Annotated in this window: 14 protein-coding genes; all 14 read left to right on the top strand. The window is 45.8% G+C overall.

Annotated elements, in window-relative coordinates:
- The first annotated feature begins 1 nt into the window (after position 1).
- The 14 genes from ACRD69_RS17140 to ACRD69_RS17075 all read left to right on the top strand — a co-directional run bounded on the left by ACRD69_RS17140 (position 2) and on the right by ACRD69_RS17075 (position 19,798).
- Positions 2-1,423 carry an outer membrane protein assembly factor BamB family protein gene (locus tag ACRD69_RS17140; protein ID WP_430816347.1) on the top strand — a complete coding sequence of 474 codons (1,422 nt, stop codon included), beginning with the start codon at positions 2-4 and terminating at the stop codon, positions 1,421-1,423.
- A gap of 2 nt (positions 1,424-1,425) precedes the next feature.
- A complete protein-coding gene (locus tag ACRD69_RS17135) occupies positions 1,426-2,337 on the top strand; it encodes an NHL repeat-containing protein (protein WP_430816346.1) in 912 nt (303 codons plus the stop codon).
- A 212-nt stretch (positions 2,338-2,549) separates the two neighbouring features.
- Complete coding sequence (locus ACRD69_RS17130) at positions 2,550-3,119, top strand: 4Fe-4S dicluster domain-containing protein (RefSeq protein WP_430816345.1); 570 nt, start codon at positions 2,550-2,552, stop codon at positions 3,117-3,119.
- Positions 3,120-4,403, top strand: a complete 1,284-nt coding sequence (locus ACRD69_RS17125) for a 4Fe-4S binding protein (RefSeq protein WP_430816344.1) — start codon at positions 3,120-3,122, stop codon at positions 4,401-4,403.
- Positions 4,400-6,352: an outer membrane protein assembly factor BamB family protein gene (locus ACRD69_RS17120; protein ID WP_430816343.1), complete on the top strand. Its 1,953-nt coding sequence runs from the start codon at positions 4,400-4,402 to the stop codon at positions 6,350-6,352. The genes ACRD69_RS17125 and ACRD69_RS17120 overlap by 4 nt, the downstream gene beginning before the upstream one ends.
- Before the next feature lies 1 nt (position 6,353).
- A complete protein-coding gene (locus tag ACRD69_RS17115; protein WP_430816342.1) occupies positions 6,354-8,765 on the top strand; it encodes an NAD(P)H-dependent oxidoreductase subunit E in 2,412 nt (803 codons plus the stop codon).
- Positions 8,749-9,717 carry a 2Fe-2S iron-sulfur cluster-binding protein gene (locus ACRD69_RS17110; protein WP_430816341.1) on the top strand — a complete coding sequence of 323 codons (969 nt, stop codon included), beginning with the start codon at positions 8,749-8,751 and terminating at the stop codon, positions 9,715-9,717. The genes ACRD69_RS17115 and ACRD69_RS17110 overlap by 17 nt, the downstream gene beginning before the upstream one ends.
- 11 nt (positions 9,718-9,728) lie before the next feature.
- On the top strand, positions 9,729-10,874 hold the full coding sequence (locus tag ACRD69_RS17105) for an outer membrane protein assembly factor BamB family protein (protein WP_430816340.1): 1,146 nt from the start codon (positions 9,729-9,731) through the stop codon (positions 10,872-10,874).
- Positions 10,875-10,889: 15 nt separating this feature from the next.
- Entirely contained in the window at positions 10,890-11,558 is a 669-nt protein-coding gene (locus tag ACRD69_RS17100) for an ABC transporter ATP-binding protein (RefSeq protein WP_430816339.1), read from the top strand.
- A complete protein-coding gene (locus tag ACRD69_RS17095) occupies positions 11,555-14,677 on the top strand; it encodes an ABC transporter permease (RefSeq protein WP_430816338.1) in 3,123 nt (1,040 codons plus the stop codon). Before ACRD69_RS17100 ends, ACRD69_RS17095 begins: the two co-directional genes overlap by 4 nt.
- Entirely contained in the window at positions 14,652-15,950 is a 1,299-nt protein-coding gene (locus ACRD69_RS17090; protein WP_430816337.1) for a glycosyltransferase family 4 protein, read from the top strand. Before ACRD69_RS17095 ends, ACRD69_RS17090 begins: the two co-directional genes overlap by 26 nt.
- Positions 15,951-15,961: 11 nt before the next feature.
- On the top strand, positions 15,962-17,239 hold the full coding sequence (locus ACRD69_RS17085; RefSeq protein WP_430816336.1) for an outer membrane protein assembly factor BamB family protein: 1,278 nt from the start codon (positions 15,962-15,964) through the stop codon (positions 17,237-17,239).
- Positions 17,240-17,249: 10 nt separating this feature from the next.
- Complete coding sequence (locus tag ACRD69_RS17080; protein WP_430816335.1) at positions 17,250-18,515, top strand: outer membrane protein assembly factor BamB family protein; 1,266 nt, start codon at positions 17,250-17,252, stop codon at positions 18,513-18,515.
- A 14-nt stretch (positions 18,516-18,529) separates the two neighbouring features.
- Positions 18,530-19,798, top strand: coding sequence for an outer membrane protein assembly factor BamB family protein (locus tag ACRD69_RS17075; protein WP_430816334.1), 1,269 nt, complete (start codon positions 18,530-18,532; stop codon positions 19,796-19,798).
- Positions 19,799-19,806: the final 8 nt, after the last annotated feature.

Below are 19,806 nucleotides of genomic sequence, written 5' to 3'. Positions count from 1 at the left end.
CGTGAAGCAAAACAAGATCATCCAAATCATTACGCTGTCAACCGTATTACTATATGCAGGTCTGATTCTTGGGTGGCACCTGATGCCACCCAAAACAGACTTCAGCATACAGGCACCTGGCGCTGATAACCGTCCTGAAGGACTTACACGCTCAGCCAACGATGTGAAGATCGGTGAATTTTTCATGCGTTATGAGGAGGCAGCTTCCTCCCTCACAGGAAAATGGACAAGCTTTAGAGGCTCATCCAATACGAATATCATTGAAACACCGGAAACCATTAATGGGGCTGCTGGTGACTATCCTGAAATGTGGCGGGTAGAGACTGGCGAAGGTCATGCCTCACCGGTCATATACAACGGGAAAGTGTATTTCCTGGATTACGATGAACAGTTGAGCTCTGATGCTTTGCGCTGTTTTGACCTGGATACGGGTAAGGAGCTCTGGCGTCGATGGTACCGCGTTCCCATTAAGCGTAACCACGGTTTTTCAAGATCGATACCGGTTATTACGGATGACTACATTATCACTATCGGACCGGAAGGACATGTGATGTGCTGCGATCCGGAAAGCGGTGATATGCTCTGGTCAGTAGATATGCAAAAAGAATACGAAACGGAAGTGCCGTTTTGGTATACCGGGCAATGTCCGTTGGTGGATGGAGATGTTTTGATACTGGCACCTGCAGGCAAAAAAGCCTTAATGACCGGACTGGATTGCCGAAGCGGTGAAACACTTTGGACAACAGAAAATACACCTGCATATAAAATGTCGCATTCATCCGTTATGCCAATGACTTTAAGCGGTGTAAAGACATATGTATATGTGGGTATAGGTGGCATCTGCGGTGTATCTGCTGAAGGTGAAAATCAAGGTAGCCTGCTATGGCACACCAATCAATGGCAACCTTCGGTGGTGGCGCCCTCGCCCGTGCAGGTGGCGAAGAACCGTTTTTTCATGACGGCCGGGTATGGTTCGGGAGGTGTACTTCTCGAAGTGAATAAAGCCGGTGGTAACTGGAGTACGAAGGTACTGGATCAATACAAGCCCAATAAGGGTTTATCAAGTGAGCAGCAGTCGCCCATATTCTATGACAATATGCTTATCAGTGTCATGCCCAAAGATGGTGGACGTCTCAGAGGAAAGCTGGTTTGCTATTCACCTGATGATCTGCATACGCCCATATGGACTTCTGCCGCTGATGAAAAGTTCGGACTTGGTCCCTACCTCATTATCAACAAGCGCCTCTTTGCCTTTAAGGATGACGGCGAACTGTATGTATATGACATTGAGGGCAAAGGAATGACCCTTTTGAAGAAACAACGCATCATGGACGGACGGGATGCCTGGGGACCTATGGCTTATGCCGACGGGATGCTGATTATACGTGATGCACACACCATTGTATGCCTTAAAATCATTTAATTATGGACAAATCAATAAAGGTGGCTGTCAACATTGTGATATTCCTGATTGTGGTTGGGTTTATCATCTATGTGCTGCGACCAGGTGGTGATGAGAAGCAAGTACTGATACAAAACCCTGCAACGCAAACATTTGAAAGTGACTACCAACTGCGGGCCAGCATTGATTTAAAGGATAGCGTAGTGGCTTTCGAGTTACACGGAACACGTCTCTATGTGGCCGGTAAAGAATCTGTCAGCATCTATAATTTGCCTGGTGAACAGGTGTCATCGTTTAAGATTAAAGCCAATGTGAGGGATATTGCCATCAGTCATAAAAGTCTGTTTGTTCTCTACCCTGCCTGCATCGAAAACTATTCGCTGAATGGCGATTCCCTGAATGCGTGGGATGCCTGCAGTGAGTTATCTGATTACTCCTCATTTACAATAGCGGATGATTTCGTATTTGTTAGTGATGTAGGCCATAAGAACATCTGCAAATACACACGAGAGGGTAATTTTGTGCAGTTCATTGAGAGCCCGGATAAATTTATTACCCCAAGTCATTTCTTTGACATCACCCACAAAAACGACACTATTTATTGTGCCAACCCGGGGAGGCATCGTGTGGAATCCTATACCCTGAACGGGGAGTTTATTGCCGCTTTTGGACGTGCCGGAAGCGATGCCGGTGCTTTTGCCGGTTGCTGTAATCCGTCCTATATCCATTTCGACAAACAAGGGCGCCTGCTCACTTCTGAGAAAGGGAATCCACGGATCAGTCACTATGATCAGTCCGGCACCTTTAACCAGGTTCTGCTTGATCAGAGCATGCTGGGAGGAGGTCACCTCCCCTATCAGATTAAAACCCTGGGCAACAAACTGGTGACGGCGGCAAATCGTCAGATTAAGGTCTTTGAGCTAAAGAATAAATAAACCATGCATACAAGAAAAATAAGCAGACAAAAGTTTTTTCAACTCAGCGGTACTCTTCTGGCAGGTGCAGGCATCATAGGTACAAGTGCTTACCTTTTGCTCAACAGAGGCCAGGAAGGGGTTCAGTGCTCGAGCACTCCAGCCGATGCTAAATGCGACAAATGCAAAGTTAAAAACTGTCCTTTGCGTAAGGGACTGACAATTTAAAGGAAATGAAAAAAGAGACCACACATAAAAGCCCGATTGAACGCCGGAAATTTGTAAGGATGCTCGGATCAGCCGTAGCCGGCGGCACCATACTGGCTACCACGGGTGTCCTGTTCTCAAAATTCAGAACCGGCGAAGAAACACATTACTGGCAGATTGATCCTCAGAAATGCACACACTGTGGGAAATGTGAAACGGATTGCGTGCTGACAATATCGGCTGTAAAGTGCTTTCACGCCAATAAAATATGTGGCTATTGCGATTTATGCGGTGGCTATTACCGTTCCAATGTCAAGGACCTGAATACCGCTGCAGAAAATATGATGTGTCCCACCGGTGCCATTCAGCGCAAATTTGTGGAAGACCCCTACTTCGAGTATAAAATTGATGAGGACTTGTGTAATGGATGTGCAAAATGTGTAAAAGGCTGCACCTCATTTGGCAACGGCTCTCTATACCTGCAAATAAAACGCGACCTGTGCGTCGATTGTAATGAATGTCAGATCGCAAAGGTTTGTCCATCCAACGCCATCACAAGGGTACCACTCGCACAAGCATATAAACTGAAAGGATAAATGAAGCGAATAAACACCATATTAGTTACTCTGCTCCTCGCCGCCATATCAGGCGCGCAGAATCTGAACCGGTTCCCAAAACCGGATTTCGAATCGGGTTATCAATACCCGGATACGCATTATGCTCTGCCCAATGAACAACTGTGGCTCTTCATCGACATCTTCCTGTTAGTAGCGCTTATGAGCTTTGTGGCCTGGGCCATACTAAAAAAACAAAGGCGTAAGCCAATTATCTGGGTATCCGTTATATCGGTCGCCTATTTTGGCTTTTTTCGCAGCGGGTGCGTATGTAGCATCGGATCCATCCAGAATGTGGCATTGGCCTTTGCTGATTCCTCTTATATAATTCCCGTTTCGGTATTCCTGTTTTTTATTCTGCCCATTGCCTTCGCCTTCTTATTTGGGCGTGTATTTTGTGCAGGTGTATGTCCCTTCGGGGCTTTGCAGGAGTTGGTAAACATACGCAACTACAGGCTGTCTAAATCAGTCACGGCCGTACTTGGGGTCATCCCATGGTTATACCTGATTTTCGCCATCTTATATGCCGTAACACGTACCAGTTTCATCATCTGCCTTTACGATCCCTTTATTGGCATATTCAGGTTAGGTGGTGACTTTGGGTTGATTGTGTTCGGATCACTGCTCTTGATTGCATCCATATTCACAGGCCGCCCTTTCTGTCGCTTCCTGTGCCCCTATGGCGCATTGCTGAGCTTATTCTCAAAAGTATCGATCTGGAAGATTCAGATCACGAAGAAAGAGTGTATCAATTGTGATCTGTGCCACAATGCCTGTCCTGTTGATGCCATTAGAAGCCCTTATGAAAACAAGGTGAAAGAAGAGCGCATGCAGGGCGTTAAACGCCTGTTGATGTATTTTCTTTTCCTGCCACTGATCGTAGCTACTTCGGCATATGTATTACGCCAATTCAGCCCGGAACTTAGCAAATCACATAAAGACCTGAAGCTTTACGAGATGGTCATGGAACAGGAACGTGATCCGCAGGATATGATATCCGTTGAGCTGGAGGCCTTTTACATTGACGGCGGTAACGTCGAAGCACTTGAGGAAAAGGTAAACGCAGTGAAGCAGGAGTTTAAATTTTTCGGGACCATCGCCGGTGCTTTAATCGGGCTGGTACTCGGATTAACCCTCATCAATTTATCATTAAAGCGTTCCAGAAAAACATACGAAATAGAACATGGTGATTGCGTAGCATGTGGAAGATGCTTCAGCTATTGTCCGCAAAATGACTTCCTGAATCTCAAATACACAGGTAAATGAAACAGAAAATCTACAGAAATATAGCCATTGTATCGGCCATTTTTATTATTACCCTGGCAATCATGCTGATCACAAATTATTTCCAGGTTAAAGAAGTATCGCCACTGCAATCGCAGGTAGTGGAGACTTTAAAACAACTAAATGATCAGAATGCCGGTAATACCGAGTTGCAGGAGCAGATCCGACAGCTCGATCTGATGGCGCGTAAGGCCTATTTTATCAGCATGGATCACCTGATGAACGGCGTGTATCTCCTGTTGGGTATGCTGGCCGTGTTCATTGTATGTACACGCCAGTATTATACACATTTTAAGGACGTGCCGGATAAAGAGCTGGATCCGATCGATGAGTGGGCGGTAAAGAGCAAGGCTCGCCAATATGTCAATTACGGCGCTGCGGGCGTGGTAGTGGTGGCTGTGGTGTTTATCATCTTCAGCATGCCATTTATGAAAAAGGCATCTCCGGATCCTAAGGAAGAAATGGTGGCTCAGGTTGTTGAAGCAGAGAGTTCCGAGAAACAAGAAGTAATTGAGCCTGCAGAAGGTGTTGAATCTGCCGCGGAAAATGAAAGCACTATCACTGAACAAACAGGTGATGTAAACGAAGAAGTAGTGAATGCCACTGACGAAATAAGCAGTGATGCAAACGATGTGAGTGCACCGGCAGATGAAGCTAAGGTGGCTGACCTTGCATCCGGCACAGTATCGACTAAAGAACGTCCTGCTTCGGACCAGAAAGCCACAGAAGAAACTGTGAAGACAGAAGAAGCTGAAACTACAGAGGCAGAGAAAGCTGTGCCTATCAATAAAATCAACAGCCCTGCTTTCAGGGGTAACAAGTCAAGTGGCATCTCAAGGGCCAAAAACCTGCCGATGAAATGGGACCTGGCCAATGGCACTAACATCGCGTGGCAGACAAAAATTAACGGGAAAGGTCAGAGTTCACCGGTCATATACGGTAATAAGATATTCATCACCTGTGGTGACGAAAAAGCCCGTGAGTTATTCTGTTACGATCTGAATACTGGCGAAAACCTGTGGACCTATAATGTCACAGGCATACCCGGATCGCCCGCCCAGGTTCCTGAAACGACAGATGATACCGGATTGGCGTCTGCCAGTGTAGCCACCAATGGCCAGCAGGTTTGTGCAGTTTTCGGCACAGGCGACCTGGTTTGTACTGATATGGAGGGTAATAAACTTTGGGCCAAAAACCTGGGGGTGCCCGATAACCACTATGGCTATGCCTCTTCACTGCTGATATACGATAACAAACTGTTTATCCAGTACGACAATAACAACGTCCAGAAGGTAATGGCCCTTAACCCGGCTACCGGGGATGTGATCTGGAGCAAAAACCGTAAAGAAAGAATTACCTGGAGTTCGCCAATGATTGCCGATGTCAATGGAAGTCCTCAACTGGTTCTAATGGGCAATCCCGGCATTACGGGTTATAATCCTTCTACCGGCGATGAGCTGTGGCGCGTGGAATGCCTGATGGGTGAAGTGGGTGCCAGTGCCTGCAGCATGGATGGTGTAATATTTGGCGCCAGTGAATATGCCAAAATGGTGGCCATCAATGGTAACGATGGCTCCGTATTGTGGGAATCAATGGACTACCTGCCGGAAGTGGCAAGTCCCGTGGCCAACAAAACCAACATATACATCGCAACAAGCTATGGTGTTGTAGCCTCTTTTGATCCAAAAACCGGTGAACTGAAGAAAGAACACGAAACCAATGGAGAGTTCTACTCCTCACCTATTCTCGCAGAAGGAAAAATATACATCATCAGTAACGACGGCACCATGCACATTTTCAAAGCTGATGATGAATTTGCCCTGCTTGATTCATTCGCCACGGGTGAAAACACATACGCCACACCAGCATTCACCGATGGGCGTATAGTGGTAAGAACGGACAATAGTATTTACTGTGTAAAGGTCAACTAGCATGAGTCAATGTACGTGTGAAAATAACGACCAACTGAGTCACGACGAAGTGATGGCTAAAATGGATACCATCATTGATCGCGTTGGTACCTCGCGCAAGGTGATTATTCCCTTATTGCAGGCCATACAGGATGAATTCAATTACCTGCCCGGTGAAGCGATTGAACGGATATATGAAAAAACGGAGATTGACCGGGCACAGCTTATCAGCGTCTCCACCTTTTATTCCCAGTTCCGTCATATTCCTTATGGCAAACACCTGATCAAGGTATGTGCCGGAACAGCTTGCCATGTTAAAGGCGCCAATAATGTATACGATTCATTTGTCAGGGAATTAAAAATAAAGGCTGACAGCATCACCACGGATGACGAGCTTTTCTCCATTGAGAAGGTAGCCTGCCTAGGCTGTTGCACGCTTGCTCCAGTGGTTCAGATTGATGATAAGATATACGGGCATGTGGCACCCGGGAAAGTAGGCGAGGTTATTTCGGAGTTTATAGAAACCACAGAAGCCAAAGCAGAAAAGACCGGCAAGGTAAAAGAATACAAGGTATCCGGTGAAGTGCGTCTGGGCATGGGTTCCTGCTGCCAGGCCAGCGGTTCCTCAGATATTTACAATGAGCTTGTTAAAAAATCAAATGAACTGGGCATCAAAGTGGATATTAAATCCGTGGGCTGTGTGGGTGTTTGTAACCAGGTGCCCTTGATCGATGTGGTGCTTGAAGATGGCTCTGTGAAACGCTACCCCAATGTGCTTGCTTCGGAAATTAAAGAGATCCTGCACCACCACTTTAAATCGGGCAGCCTGTTCAAGCGTGTCAAAAACAGCATTATCAACCGGGTGGATACCTACCATACCGATACTACGTGGGACAATGTGGTGTGGAAATCTGAAACGGAACGTACAGGACTGATAGACAGTTTTCTGTCAGAACAAAAGCACATTTCCACTGAGGGCTATGGTTTTCTTGCGCCGTTAGACCTGGATGAATACATTCACCACCAAGGCTTTGAGTCACTCAAAAAAGTAATCTCTGAAAACAAGCCGCACCAGGTTGTTCAGGATGTCCTGACAAGTGGTATTCGTGGCCGTGGAGGTGGAGGTTTTCGGACTGGCGAAAAAATGAAGATTGTGGCCTCCTCCGATAAAGAGGATAAATACCTGATATGCAATGGTGACGAAGGTGATCCGGGAGCCTTTATGGATCGGATGATTTTGGAATCCTATCCCTATCGTGTGATTGAAGGCATGGTGATAGAAGCCTTTGCCACAGGGGCCAACAGGGGCATCTTTTATATCCGTGCTGAGTATCCGCTGGCTGTTCAGCGCATCAATCGTGCATTGGAACTCTGCCAGGAGCGAAACCTGGTCGGCAGGAACATTCTCGGCAGTGATTTTTCTTTTGAAATTACTGTCTTTGAAGGAGCCGGAGCCTTTGTATGTGGCGAAGAAACCGCATTAATCGCTTCCATTGAAGGCGACAGAGGTTTCCCCAAACAAAAACCACCATTCCCGGCCGTTGAGGGCCTGAATGGCATGCCCACTCTTGTTAATAATGTTGAAACGCTCAGCCAGATCCCCTACATAATCAGAAACGGAGCGGTCCAATACGCTGAAACAGGTACCGAGAACAGTAAAGGCACCAAAGTATTTGCCCTGGCAGGTAAAATTAAAAACGGCGGTTTGATCGAAGTACCAATGGGCATCAGCCTTAACCAGATCATTGAAGAGATTGGCGGAGGTGTGGAAGGTGGTGAGAAACTGAAAGCTGTTCAGATTGGCGGCCCGTCCGGCGGTTGTATCCCTGCCCACCTCTGTGATGTACCAGTGGACTTTGACTCATTCAACCAAATGGGTGCCATGATGGGCTCCGGCGGTTTGGTGGTATTGAGCGAAAGCGACTGCATGGTGGATGTGGCACGCTATTTTTTAAGTTTTACCTGTGAGGAATCATGTGGCAAATGTACTTTCTGCCGTGTGGGTATTCGTCGCATGCTCGACATACTGGATCGCATCTGCAGTGGCACAGCCAAAATGGAAGAAATTGACAAGCTGGAAGAACTGGCACTGAATGTTAAGAAATCATCGCTTTGTGGCCTTGGAAAGACAGCACCTAACCCGGTGCTGACCACCTTAAAGTATTTCCGTGAAGAATACGAGGAACACATCAACGGCCTTTGTAAAACCGGTAAGTGCAAGGATATGATGCAGTTTGTCATTACCGATGATTGCACCGGTTGTACAAAATGTGCCAAGGCCTGTCCGGTGGATGCCATTGCCTATGAACCATATGAGGTGCACAATATCGATCAGGAAGCCTGTGTAAAATGCGGCTTGTGCGTTGACGAATGTGAATTCAACACCATTATTAAAATGCCGGTTAAAGAAGAAGTGTATGCAAATAACAATTAATAATAAAATCATAGAAGTACAGTCTCAGGATACCTTGCTGGAGATAGCACGGCGCGAAGGATTCGAGATACCGTCTCTCTGCTGGTCGAAAGACGCGAAGCATAAATCATCGTGCATGGTATGTGCGGTAAAGGATTTGTCGCGCGGCCAGATCATTCCGTCGTGTACGAGCAAACCGGTGGAAGGCATGCAAATTGATACACAAAGTAAAGAGGTGCTGCAGGTTCGCAGCATGTCACTGGAGCTTTTGCTTAGCGACCACCGGGCCGATTGTGAAGCTCCCTGCTCCCTGGTGTGCCCGGCTAAACTGGACATAGAGCAGATGCTTGATTACTATGATAAGGGACAAAAGGAAAAGGCATATGGCCTGATCAAGCATGCTTTTGACCTGCCCAAACTGGCCTGTGAAGCCTGTAAAGCACCCTGTGAGAAAGCATGCAGAAGAGGGAACATTGATGCTCCTGTGCCGATTCGTGAGATAATTAAGGAATTAACTGAGGTAGTTGATGGTGCTATTGTGGATGAAATTGAAAATGTGGCGATCGATAAAAAACTGTTTCAATCACGCCTGGGTCGTTTCAGTGACAGGGAAAAAATACGATTAAAGGACACGGTTTCTACACTTTCCAATTGTCTGCATTGTGCCTGTGCAGGTAAATCTGATTGCCAGTTAAGAACCCATGCGACAGCTCATAAAATTAAACGCCCCGGCTATGATATGAGCAGTGAGTTGCAGGTGATGTTAAAAACAAAGGTGAACGACACGATGTATTTTGAGCCATCCAAATGCATCCGTTGCGGCCTTTGTGTTTACAATAGTGACAATGGCTTTACCTTTAAACACCGTGGTTTTGAGATGGAGGTAGAACTGCCTGAAGAGAATAAGAAAAACATCCGCGTTGAGCTGGCTTCGCTATGCCCGACCGGTGCGCTGTATATAGTGGAGAATTAAAACTGAGTAATATGAACCGTTTAATCTGTATCGGACTGATCCTGATCACTTTCCTGGCCTGTAAGCACCAGCCCGAAGGTGAGGCATCGGTGGATGACCTGAACTGGAAACTCTTCAGAGGTAATCCCCGATTGAATGGATATGTGGAGAAATACCTGCCGGAAAAACCTGCGTTACTATGGACATACAAGGGTGGTAAACGAACAGTTTCATCTCCGGTAATTGATAATGGCACCACCTACTGGTGCGACCGGAAAGGACAGATCAACGGAGTGGATATCAACGGCAAGCTGAGCTTCTCCTATGCCTTGAATACCCCGGTGGAAGCTACTCCAATGATCCATGATTCGATCTTATACATCGGTCGTATCGACGGCTATTTAACGGCGCTGTCACTGGCTGATAAAGATACGGTATGGAACTATGAAACACTTGGGCAGATCTCAGCCTCGCCCAACATGGCCCGGTTTAAGAATAAGTCAAACATATGCTTTGGCAGCTACGACAATTATTTCTATTGCCTGGATCACGAAAACGGTCAGCTTATCAATAAATTTGAATCGGGTTACTACATTAACGGAGCTGCTGCAGTGAAAGGCAAGCATGTCCTGTTTGGAGGCTGTGATGCCTGGTTGCGAATAATGAATTGCCAGACAGGAATCCCCAGTGACTCACTGCTGCTGGATGCTTACCTTCCCACCTCACCGGCCATCATGGGCAAATACGCCTACGTAGGTGATTATACCGGAAATGTTTATGAAATTATACTGTCGGATGGTAAGATCGAAGGATCCAAAAAGATCAGAGAACCAGAGACGGATAACGAATCTTTTGTGTCCATACCTGCCGTAAGTTGTAAAAGTGTTTATGTATACGCGGGTGATCGTCACCTCTTATCCATCGATAGGGAAACGGGTAAAACCAATTTCAAGTACATGCTGAAAGGTAATGTGGGTGATAGTGCCCCGGTGGTTTGCCGCAATAAACTGATTGTTTGCACCAAAGATGGTATTGTATCAATCCTGGATAATAAAACAGGTGAACTCCTTTGGGAATATGACACCGGGGAACAGATCGTGGCTTCACCTGCCGTCATATCTGATCATTTTATGATATTAACCACCAAAGGCACACTATTTTGCTTTGGTGCACAATAAAAAGACCTTAAGACAATGAGCATATTAAAATTAACCAAGATATATAAAAGCTACCAGGACGGTGACAGCAGTCTAAATGAGGTTTTGAAAGGCCTGGACCTGGAAGTGAACAAAGGTGACTTCACAGCAGTAAAAGGCGCCTCCGGCTCCGGGAAAACGACTTTGCTTTCTATTCTGGGCACCCTGCTGAAGGCTGATAAAGGGTCATATATACTGGATGGTCAGGAGATAAACCCTCACACCGACCTGCATAAGCTGCGCAATGAGAAAATCGGCTTTGTATTTCAGGATCATCGCCTACTGCCCCAGTATTCAGCAATTGAGAATATCCTCCTGCCTGTATTGGCCTATCAATCAGAAGCACCGCAATCCTATATTGACTATGCCAGGACACTTATGAAGCTCACACGTATTGAGCAAGTAGCCAACCAATACCCTGCCCATCTTTCGGGCGGTGAATCGAGCCGGGTAGCTGTTTGCCGTGCTTTAATTATGAAACCGGCAATTCTGCTGGCAGACGAGCCCACCGGACAGCTGGACATGGAAAATGCCCTTAACATAGTGGCCTTATTGTCTGAAATCAACCAGACACTGAATACCACCATCCTGATGGTAACGCATTCGGAAGAAATGGCTAAATCAGCTAAACAGATTGTCACACTTAAAAACGGAATACTAAATTGAAAACCAGTGAGCTCATAAAAAAGAATATCGGTTTCTTTGCCCGTTATTTTAAACTGGTGGGTTTGGCCGTGCTTATATCAGTGGCAGTGATAGCCGGAAGTCTGGTTACAGGCGATTCAGTGCGGAGCAGTCTTCTAAATCAGGTCTCTGAACGTCTGGGTGATACAGAAACAGTGATCTTTGCCAACAATAGTTACCTGGAAGCATCTTTTACCCAAGACCCCGTATTTAATTCATCTGCCAGGGGCATCCTGATAAGCAATGGATTTATCGCGCGAAACGGAACACTTATTCCGGTAATGGTATGGGGAGTGGATGATCTGAACCTGGATAAAGGCCAGGCATTGATCAACCCGGCCTTAGCAGACGAGGTCAAGGTAAACCTGGATGAATCGCTGGTGCTGCGTTTACCTGCATCAGGGCTTGTACCATCGGGCTCCTTATTTGTAACAGACACGTATACCACAAGTTTGAGGCTTGAGTATAAAGGTATCCTTGAAACAGAGTCGGGTGGGAATATCAGTTTACTCAATGAGCAGCGACTCCCGCTCAATATCTTTGTGAACCGCCATGAGTTGGCAAGAACGATGGAAGTGCCCGGAAAGGTCAACCTCATCATGTCGGAAAAATTAATCGAAACGGAAGAAATCAATGCTGCCTGGCACCATGAGCTGTCAGGACTATCAGTACACGCAGAAAAGGGATATACCGAATTAAGTTCAGACCGGGTGTTTTTACAATACGAGGTATTGGAGGCACTTAGCGAGACCAACTCCGAAATCAACCGGTTGTATTCATACCTGAGCAATTCCATCAGCCTGGATGGGAAATCTATCCCCTACTCTTTTGTCACAGCGATGGATCAATACCAGGGACAAAAGTTGCAGTCTGATGAAGTGATCTTATCGGATTATTCAGCAAAACGATTAAACGCGGATGTGGGCGATGAAGTCACTATCAGTTTTTTTACTTCCAGGGATTTTAAAACACTGGTGAGCGATTCGTTACTTTTAAAGATCAGGCAGATTGTACCCCTTACTGATTTGTTAAAGGATAGCACTTTAAGCGCTGACTTTCCTGGCATTTCAGATGTGGAATCCTGTACAGCCTGGGACAGCGACCTGCCCATTGATATGGACCTGGTTACCGAAGAGGATGAAAAGTACTGGGAGCTTTACCACTCAACGCCAAAAGCTATTTTACCCTACGAGGCTGTTGAAGATTTATGGGGCAATACCTATGGTTATGCCACGGGCGTTCGAATCAATGGAGAAACACCTGATCTATCAGCCCTGGATGCCGCTATGTTTGGTGTACAAGTGGTTCATCCGAGGGAGTCAGGTATTTATGCAGCCAGTAATGGTGTTGATTTCGCCGGCTTATTTTTAGCACTGGGCTTCTTCATTATCGTCGGGGCCGTTCTGCTCATGATAGTGCCATTGTCTGAAATGATATTCAAGCGAAAACCAGAACTTGAATTATTGCAAGCTCTTGGCTACACAACCAAACGCATACGCTACCTCCTATGGATGGAAACGGCGCCGGTGACTGTGTTTTCTTCCATCATCGGTGTTCTGACAGGTTTATTATACACCACTCTTATCATCTGGCTTTTAAATACATTCTGGTCCGGTGCAACCCATACAAGCGGCCTTTCTGTCTATTCAAATGTATTTACCCTTGTAATGGCCTTTGCTGTTGGCATTGTCCTCTCGCTGTTCGTGTTACGCCGTGTTATTTCCAGACACCTAAAAGAAAAGGTATCTGCAGCCAAAACCCAGGCTTCATCCTTAAGGATTAAAAAAACACTGTTGATCCTTGTGTTTGCAATGACTTTAGCCGTTGCCGTTTACAACCTGTTCTTCGTAAGTTCAGTTGCACTCTTCGCTCTAACAGGAGTCATGCTGATGCTCACATTTGCTTTATGGGGTGAATATCACATTTGTAAAAAAGGTGGGGCAACAAGTAAGGGTTTTAAACAGAAGAAGCTGACCTGGCGAACGCTTATGGCCAACAAAAAACAAGCTGTGCTATCGTACCTTTCACTGGCCATCGGTGTATTTATTGTATTCTCTGTGGGTCTAAACCGGCAGGACTTTAACAAGCCATCAAAGCTTACCCAGGCTACCGGAGGTTATGACCTATGGTGTGAAAGCTCAATTCCGGTGTACCATAACATGAATACGACAGAAGGTAAAGAAAAACTGAATTTATCAGGCTTGTCCGGTAATCCTGAAGTTCTCCAGTGCCTCCGATACAAGTCCGATGAAGCCAGCTGCCTGAACCTGAATAAAGTGAGTACCCCCACGGTATTGGGAGTCGATATGCATCAGTTGTTTGAAAGTGAGCTTGGCCTTGGCAGTAACATGTATGAGACGGATAAAGACGGACTGTTAAAACACTTATTACAGGCAAACAATAATGTATACCCCATATTGGTTGATGCTACTGTACTGCAATGGAGCTTGGTTAAAAGCCTGGGCGATACCATATATTACACAGGTAATAATGGTCAGAAAGTGGCCGCTCAACTTGTGGGCACCTTGCCAAATACCATATTCCAGGGACATGTTTTGATGGATAAAGCGCTCTTTTCCCAGATCTGGCCGGATATTACCGGAAGTGAAGTCTTTCTCTTAAACACACAGCAGGATGCTATCAGTCAAACTAAAACAACCCTGTCGCAGGCTATGTATGAGTATGGCGTAAGGATCAATACAACCAATGAAAGGCTGGCGGAATTTAATACAGTTACCGATACCTATCTTACGATCTTCATGACATTAGGTGGGATTGGGCTGTTAATTGGTATCATGGGCTTCATAATCGTTATCCGTAAAAACCTGAATGTGCGGCAGCACGAAATTGAAATGTACGCCCGACTGGGTTTCAGTAAACAAAAAACTGAAGCCATACTATACCGTGAGAATATCCCTGTGCCCCTTTATGCTATAGTGACGGGATTGATCAGTGCCGTGATCAGTATTGGCAGCAATTACACCAATGTCAGCCTAGCAGTCTGGATGACAGCCCTGATACTGACAGGTCTGTTTATGCTCTTAACGCTTATATTCATAAGTCGTGTGGTTAAACATGAAGTTCAACGAAATTACAAGTAATATGAAGGTTGTCTTTATTATTCCGGGAGTTGGTGATTCGTTTTATTGCGGCAATTGCATGCGCGATAACCTGCATGCTTCCGCCCTGCAAAAAAAGGGACATGAGGTGATCGTTATTCCTCTGTACCTGCCCCTGAACAAGCATGCTTTTCATACGAAAAGTCCGATCTTCTTCCCGGCTACAACCTATTACCTCGCACAGAAATTATTCAAACGTATCTCCATGCCGAAGTGGCTGGAGCGATTCACAGGATCAGATTCCATGCTCAAAATGGCTTCTTCCATGTCGGGTACCACTTCGACCAAAGGCATGGAGGGGATGACCCTGTCGATGATACATGGTGAAGACCCGGTGTTTCAAAAAGAAGTAGAGCGTTTGATCACCTGGTTAAGCCAGGATGAAAAACCGCATATAATTCATTTGTCAAGCTCCTTACTCATTGGCATTGCTAAAGCGATCAAAGAAAAGATGGACACGCCTGTGGTTTGCTCACTGCAGGATGAGGAGGTGTGGATTGACAGTATGAAAGAAAAGTACGCGCGCCTGGCCTGGGATAGCATTAATAAGAACCTTCGTTTTGTAGATCGCCTGGTAACGACCAGTAAATTCTACAAGGGCATAGCAGAAGAAAGGTTGCCTGACGCCATAGATATTGAAGTAGCCTACCCGGGCATTAACCTCAGTAAATACAACGAATCAGAAGCCATCGGAGGCAAGGTGATCGGCTATTATTACCGCCTGAACCAGGAGAACGGACTCGATATTCTGGCCAGGGCTTTTGTAAGCCTGAAAAGGAAAAACAGCATACCAGGTCTCAGACTTAAGATCGGCGGCGGTTACACTGATCACGACAAGAAATTTGTGAAAGAGGTAAGGCAAATTCTGGCACCGGTGATGCGTGATGTGGAATTCCTGGATGATTATTCGATGGCCGATCATTCCACGTTTTACAGTTCTATCTCGCTTATCTCTGTACCCCTTACTTTTGATGAAGGTGTGGGCTTATACCTGTGTGAAGCCTTTGCCTCAGGTGTGCCTGCCGTGGCTCCTGCTACCGGCTCATTTCCTGAGATCATTGGAGAAGCAGGTCAGCTGTATCACCCCAACACTCCGGAGAAACTTTCTGATGCTTTGGAAAAGTTGCTTAGTGATGAAACACTTTATAAAAAGGCTGCACTTAAAGCAAAAGAGAAGGCCAGTGAGGTTTACAACGACCATATACTGGCCGGCAGACTACATGAAATCTACAAACAAACCTTTAATAATGATTAATTACAGACACTATGGAAACGCTTAACAAACTTAAGTTTACCCTTTTAGCATTGATGCTTTACTGCCTGGCACTGCCATCTGCAGAAGCACAAGAACAGCACGGCTGGCGGGGACCTGATCGTGACGGTTCCTATCCGGATACTGAATTATTGAAAGAGTGGGCTGCAGAAGGCCCTGAGTTAGTATGGGAAACCCTTGATGCCGGCAAAGGCTGGTCAAGCCCGGTTTTTGTAGGGGATCGTTTGTACCTGACCGGAATGAATGAAGATGAAAGCAAAGAGATTTTCTCAGCCTATACCACTAAAGGTGAAAAGATCTACTCCATTGAATACGGGAACGCATGGAACAAATCATACCCTGACACCAGGACCACACCTACCATTGTTGGTAAAAAAGCCTATGTTGTCAGTGGCATGGGAGAAGTGGTTTGCATCGACATAAAAAAAGGGGACATCGACTGGACAGTTGATGGAAGAGAGCAATTTGAAGTAAAAACAGGTCCCTGGGGTACTTCTGAATCTCCACTGTTTACTGATAATAAGGTGATCTTTTGCCCGGGAGGAGACCAAACGGCAATGGTGGCCTTAAATGCAAAAGACGGAGCGTTGATCTGGAAGAGCAAATCCATAGGTGAATTAAGCAGCTATGTTTCTCCTCTTCTGATCAATTACAATGGCATGATGCAAATAATAGGTATGTCGGGAGAAAGCATATTTGGCGTTGATCCTGAAACCGGTGAAATGCAATGGACATTTAGCGACTGGGGTGAAGATTTTGCGTTTAAGAACGCTGGTAAAATAGCATGTAACACCCCGCTTTTTAAAGATGGTAAACTATTCTTCTGTAATGGTTATGATCTTAATGCTTATATGTTGCAATTGGCCGAAGATGGAAAGTCAGTAACAAAACTATGGAAGAACTCAGATTTAGACACACACCACGGCGGATACGTATTGGTTGATGGCACCATTTACGGATCAAACTGGATCAACAACTCGAAAGGTAATTGGGTTGCCATAGATTGGAATACCGGTGATACCAAATACGATACAGCCTGGGAAGGAAAAGGGAAAGGTTCTATTATAACAGCTGACAATATGCTCTACTGTTATGATGAAAAAAGAGGCTTTGTTGGGCTGGTGCCCGCCACTCCTGAAAAATTTGATGTGATCAGTGAGTTCAAGATCACCAAAGGTGAAGGCCCTTTTTGGGCACACCCTGTTATTAACGAAGGAATTTTATATATCCGCCATGGCAATGCCCTGATGGCCTATTCAATACGTAAATAAAAAAAAAGCTATGAATCTACTAAAAACAAACATTATAGCTATTATCGTTTGCTGCATAAGTATTCAAACTACAGATGCACAAGACCAATATGGCTGGCGCGGTCCGAACCGCGATGGTGTCTATCCGGATACGGAATTACTAAAAGAGTGGTCTGCTGAAGGCCCCGAATTACTATGGGAAACACTGGATGCCGGTAAAGGCTGGTCAAGTCCGGTTATTGTAGGTGACCGTTTGTTCCTGACCGGAATGAATGAAGATGAGACCAAAGAGATCTTCTCGGCCTATACAATTGAAGGTGAAAAAATCTACTCCATTGAATACGGAAATCCCTGGAATAAATCCTACCCCGATACCAGGACCACCCCCACCATTGTGGGTAAAAAGGCCTATGTTATCAGTGGCATGGGTGAAGTGGTATGCATCGACACCAAAAAAGGGGACATCGACTGGAAAGTGGATGGAGTAACTGAATACGGGGCTAAACCAAACCGCTTTGGTATTGCAGAAGCACCACTTGTGCATGACGACAAGGTCATCTTCAGTCCGGGTGGTGAGCAGGCTGCCATGATCGCCCTTAACCGCAAGAACGGTAAGCTGATCTGGAAGAGTGAAGCACTTACCGGAACCACCAACTATGTATCACCTTTATTGATCGAATACAAAGGCATTCAACAAATCATTGGCTTCGTAGGAGTAAGCATTTTTGGTGTGAACCCGGAAACCGGCGAAATGATGTGGTCGTTTGAAGATTGGGGGCTGAACAGTAAAACCAGGGGTCCGGGAAAAACTGCCACCAATACGCCCTTGTACAAAAATGGTCAGATCTTCTATTGCAATGGCTATAACCTGAACGCCTATAAACTGCAATTAAGTGATGACTGTAAGTCGGTAAGCAAACTTTGGGAAAATACTGATCTTGATACCCATCACGGTGGATTTGTGATGGTTGATGAAACCATTTACGGCTCTAACTGGCTGAGTAATGCCACAGGCAACTGGGTGGCTGTTGACTGGAACAGTGGTGAAACACAATACGAAACCACCTGGGAAGGAAAAAGCAAGGGTTCCATTATTACGGCTGACGGCATGCTGTATTGCCTGGATGAGAAAAGAGGATTTGTGGGACTGGTGCCGGCTACTCCTGAGAAATTCGAGGTGAAGAGTGAATTTAAGATCACCAAAGGAGAAGGACCCTTCTGGGCCCACCCGGTTATTCATAACGGCATTTTATACATCCGCCATGGCAATGCTTTAATGGCCTATTCAATACGCTAGCTAAATATAAAACTATGAACAGACTTAAAATAAACCTTATAGCAATTATTGTTTGCTGTTTAAGCATTCAAACCACACATGCACAAGACCAACACGGCTGGCGCGGCCCTAACCGTGACGGGATCTATCCGGACACAGACCTTCTTAAAGAGTGGGGAAGCGAAGGCCCGAAACTACTCTGGGAATCGATGGATGCCGGTAAAGGCTGGTCCAGTCCGGTTATTGCAGACGGGCGCCTGTACATCACGGGTATGAATGAGGACGAAACAAAGGAGATCTTTTCGGCCTATACCTTAGAGGGTGAAAAGATTTACGAAGTAGAATACGGTAATCCTTGGAACAAATCATACCCTGATACCCGAACCACACCAACTATTGTGGGCAACAAAGCCTATGTTGTCAGCGGACTGTGTGAAGTGGTATGCATCGGCACTAAGAAAGGGGACATCCTTTGGAGCGTCGACGGGAAGGAAATCTACGGTGCCAAACCACACCGCTTTGGATTTGCCGAATCCCCACTGGTTTATAAAGACAAAGTAATCTTCTGCCCGGGTGGTCAGCAAGCCTCCATGGTGGCTCTCAACCGTAAAAACGGCGAACTGATATGGCAATGCGACACCGTGGGAACGACCACTAACTATGCCTCTACTTTATTAATCGAACACAATGGCAGCAAACAGATCATCGGCATCGTGGGTGGCAGCATCTTTGGTGTGAATCCGGACAATGGTGAAATGATATGGTCTTATGAAGAATGGTCGGAACATGGCGCTTCAGCTGAATTCGGAAAAGGAGCCTGCAACACACCTGTATTCATTAACGGACAGATATTTTTCAGTAACGGTTACGACCTGAATGCCTATAAGCTACAGTTAAGTGATGACGGCAAATCGGTGAGTAAGCTATGGCAAAACAACGATCTGGATACACAACAAGGCGGCTATGTTGTCGTAGAAGGTACCATTTACGGATCAAACTGGCTAAGCAATGCCAAAGGTAACTGGGTGGCCGTTGACTGGGAAAGTGGTGAAACCAGGTATGAAACCACCTGGGAAGGAAAAAGTAAAGGCACAATCATTAGTGCCGACAACATGCTGTACTGCTTCGATGATAAGAAGGGCTATGTTGGTCTTGTCGCTGCAAATCCTGAAAAATTCGAAGTGATCAGTGAATTTAAAATAACCAAAGGTGAAGGGCCTTTCTGGGCACATCCGACCATTCACAACGGTATTTTATATATTCGCCACGGTAACGCCCTGATGGCTTATTCAATCCATAATTAAATAAACAT

Source organism: Carboxylicivirga agarovorans (assembly GCF_050589845.1).
Lineage (GTDB): Bacteria > Bacteroidota > Bacteroidia > Bacteroidales > Marinilabiliaceae > Carboxylicivirga > Carboxylicivirga agarovorans.
This window is presented reverse-complemented; position numbering and strand designations above follow the sequence as displayed.

Excerpts from the sequence above, each read along its gene's own strand:
- ACRD69_RS17135 (WP_430816346.1), top strand. The coding sequence starts at position 1,426 with ATGGACAAATCAATAAAGGTGGCTGTCAACATTGTGATATTCCTGATT.
- ACRD69_RS17130 (WP_430816345.1), top strand. The coding sequence starts at position 2,550 with ATGAAAAAAGAGACCACACATAAAAGCCCGATTGAACGCCGGAAATTT.
- ACRD69_RS17125 (WP_430816344.1), top strand. The coding sequence starts at position 3,120 with ATGAAGCGAATAAACACCATATTAGTTACTCTGCTCCTCGCCGCCATA.
- ACRD69_RS17120 (WP_430816343.1), top strand. The coding sequence starts at position 4,400 with ATGAAACAGAAAATCTACAGAAATATAGCCATTGTATCGGCCATTTTT.
- ACRD69_RS17115 (WP_430816342.1), top strand. The coding sequence starts at position 6,354 with ATGAGTCAATGTACGTGTGAAAATAACGACCAACTGAGTCACGACGAA.
- ACRD69_RS17110 (WP_430816341.1), top strand. The coding sequence starts at position 8,749 with ATGCAAATAACAATTAATAATAAAATCATAGAAGTACAGTCTCAGGAT.
- ACRD69_RS17105 (WP_430816340.1), top strand. The coding sequence starts at position 9,729 with ATGAACCGTTTAATCTGTATCGGACTGATCCTGATCACTTTCCTGGCC.
- ACRD69_RS17100 (WP_430816339.1), top strand. The coding sequence starts at position 10,890 with ATGAGCATATTAAAATTAACCAAGATATATAAAAGCTACCAGGACGGT.
- ACRD69_RS17090 (WP_430816337.1), top strand. The coding sequence starts at position 14,652 with ATGAAGTTCAACGAAATTACAAGTAATATGAAGGTTGTCTTTATTATT.
- ACRD69_RS17085 (WP_430816336.1), top strand. The coding sequence starts at position 15,962 with ATGGAAACGCTTAACAAACTTAAGTTTACCCTTTTAGCATTGATGCTT.
- ACRD69_RS17080 (WP_430816335.1), top strand. The coding sequence starts at position 17,250 with ATGAATCTACTAAAAACAAACATTATAGCTATTATCGTTTGCTGCATA.
- ACRD69_RS17075 (WP_430816334.1), top strand. The coding sequence starts at position 18,530 with ATGAACAGACTTAAAATAAACCTTATAGCAATTATTGTTTGCTGTTTA.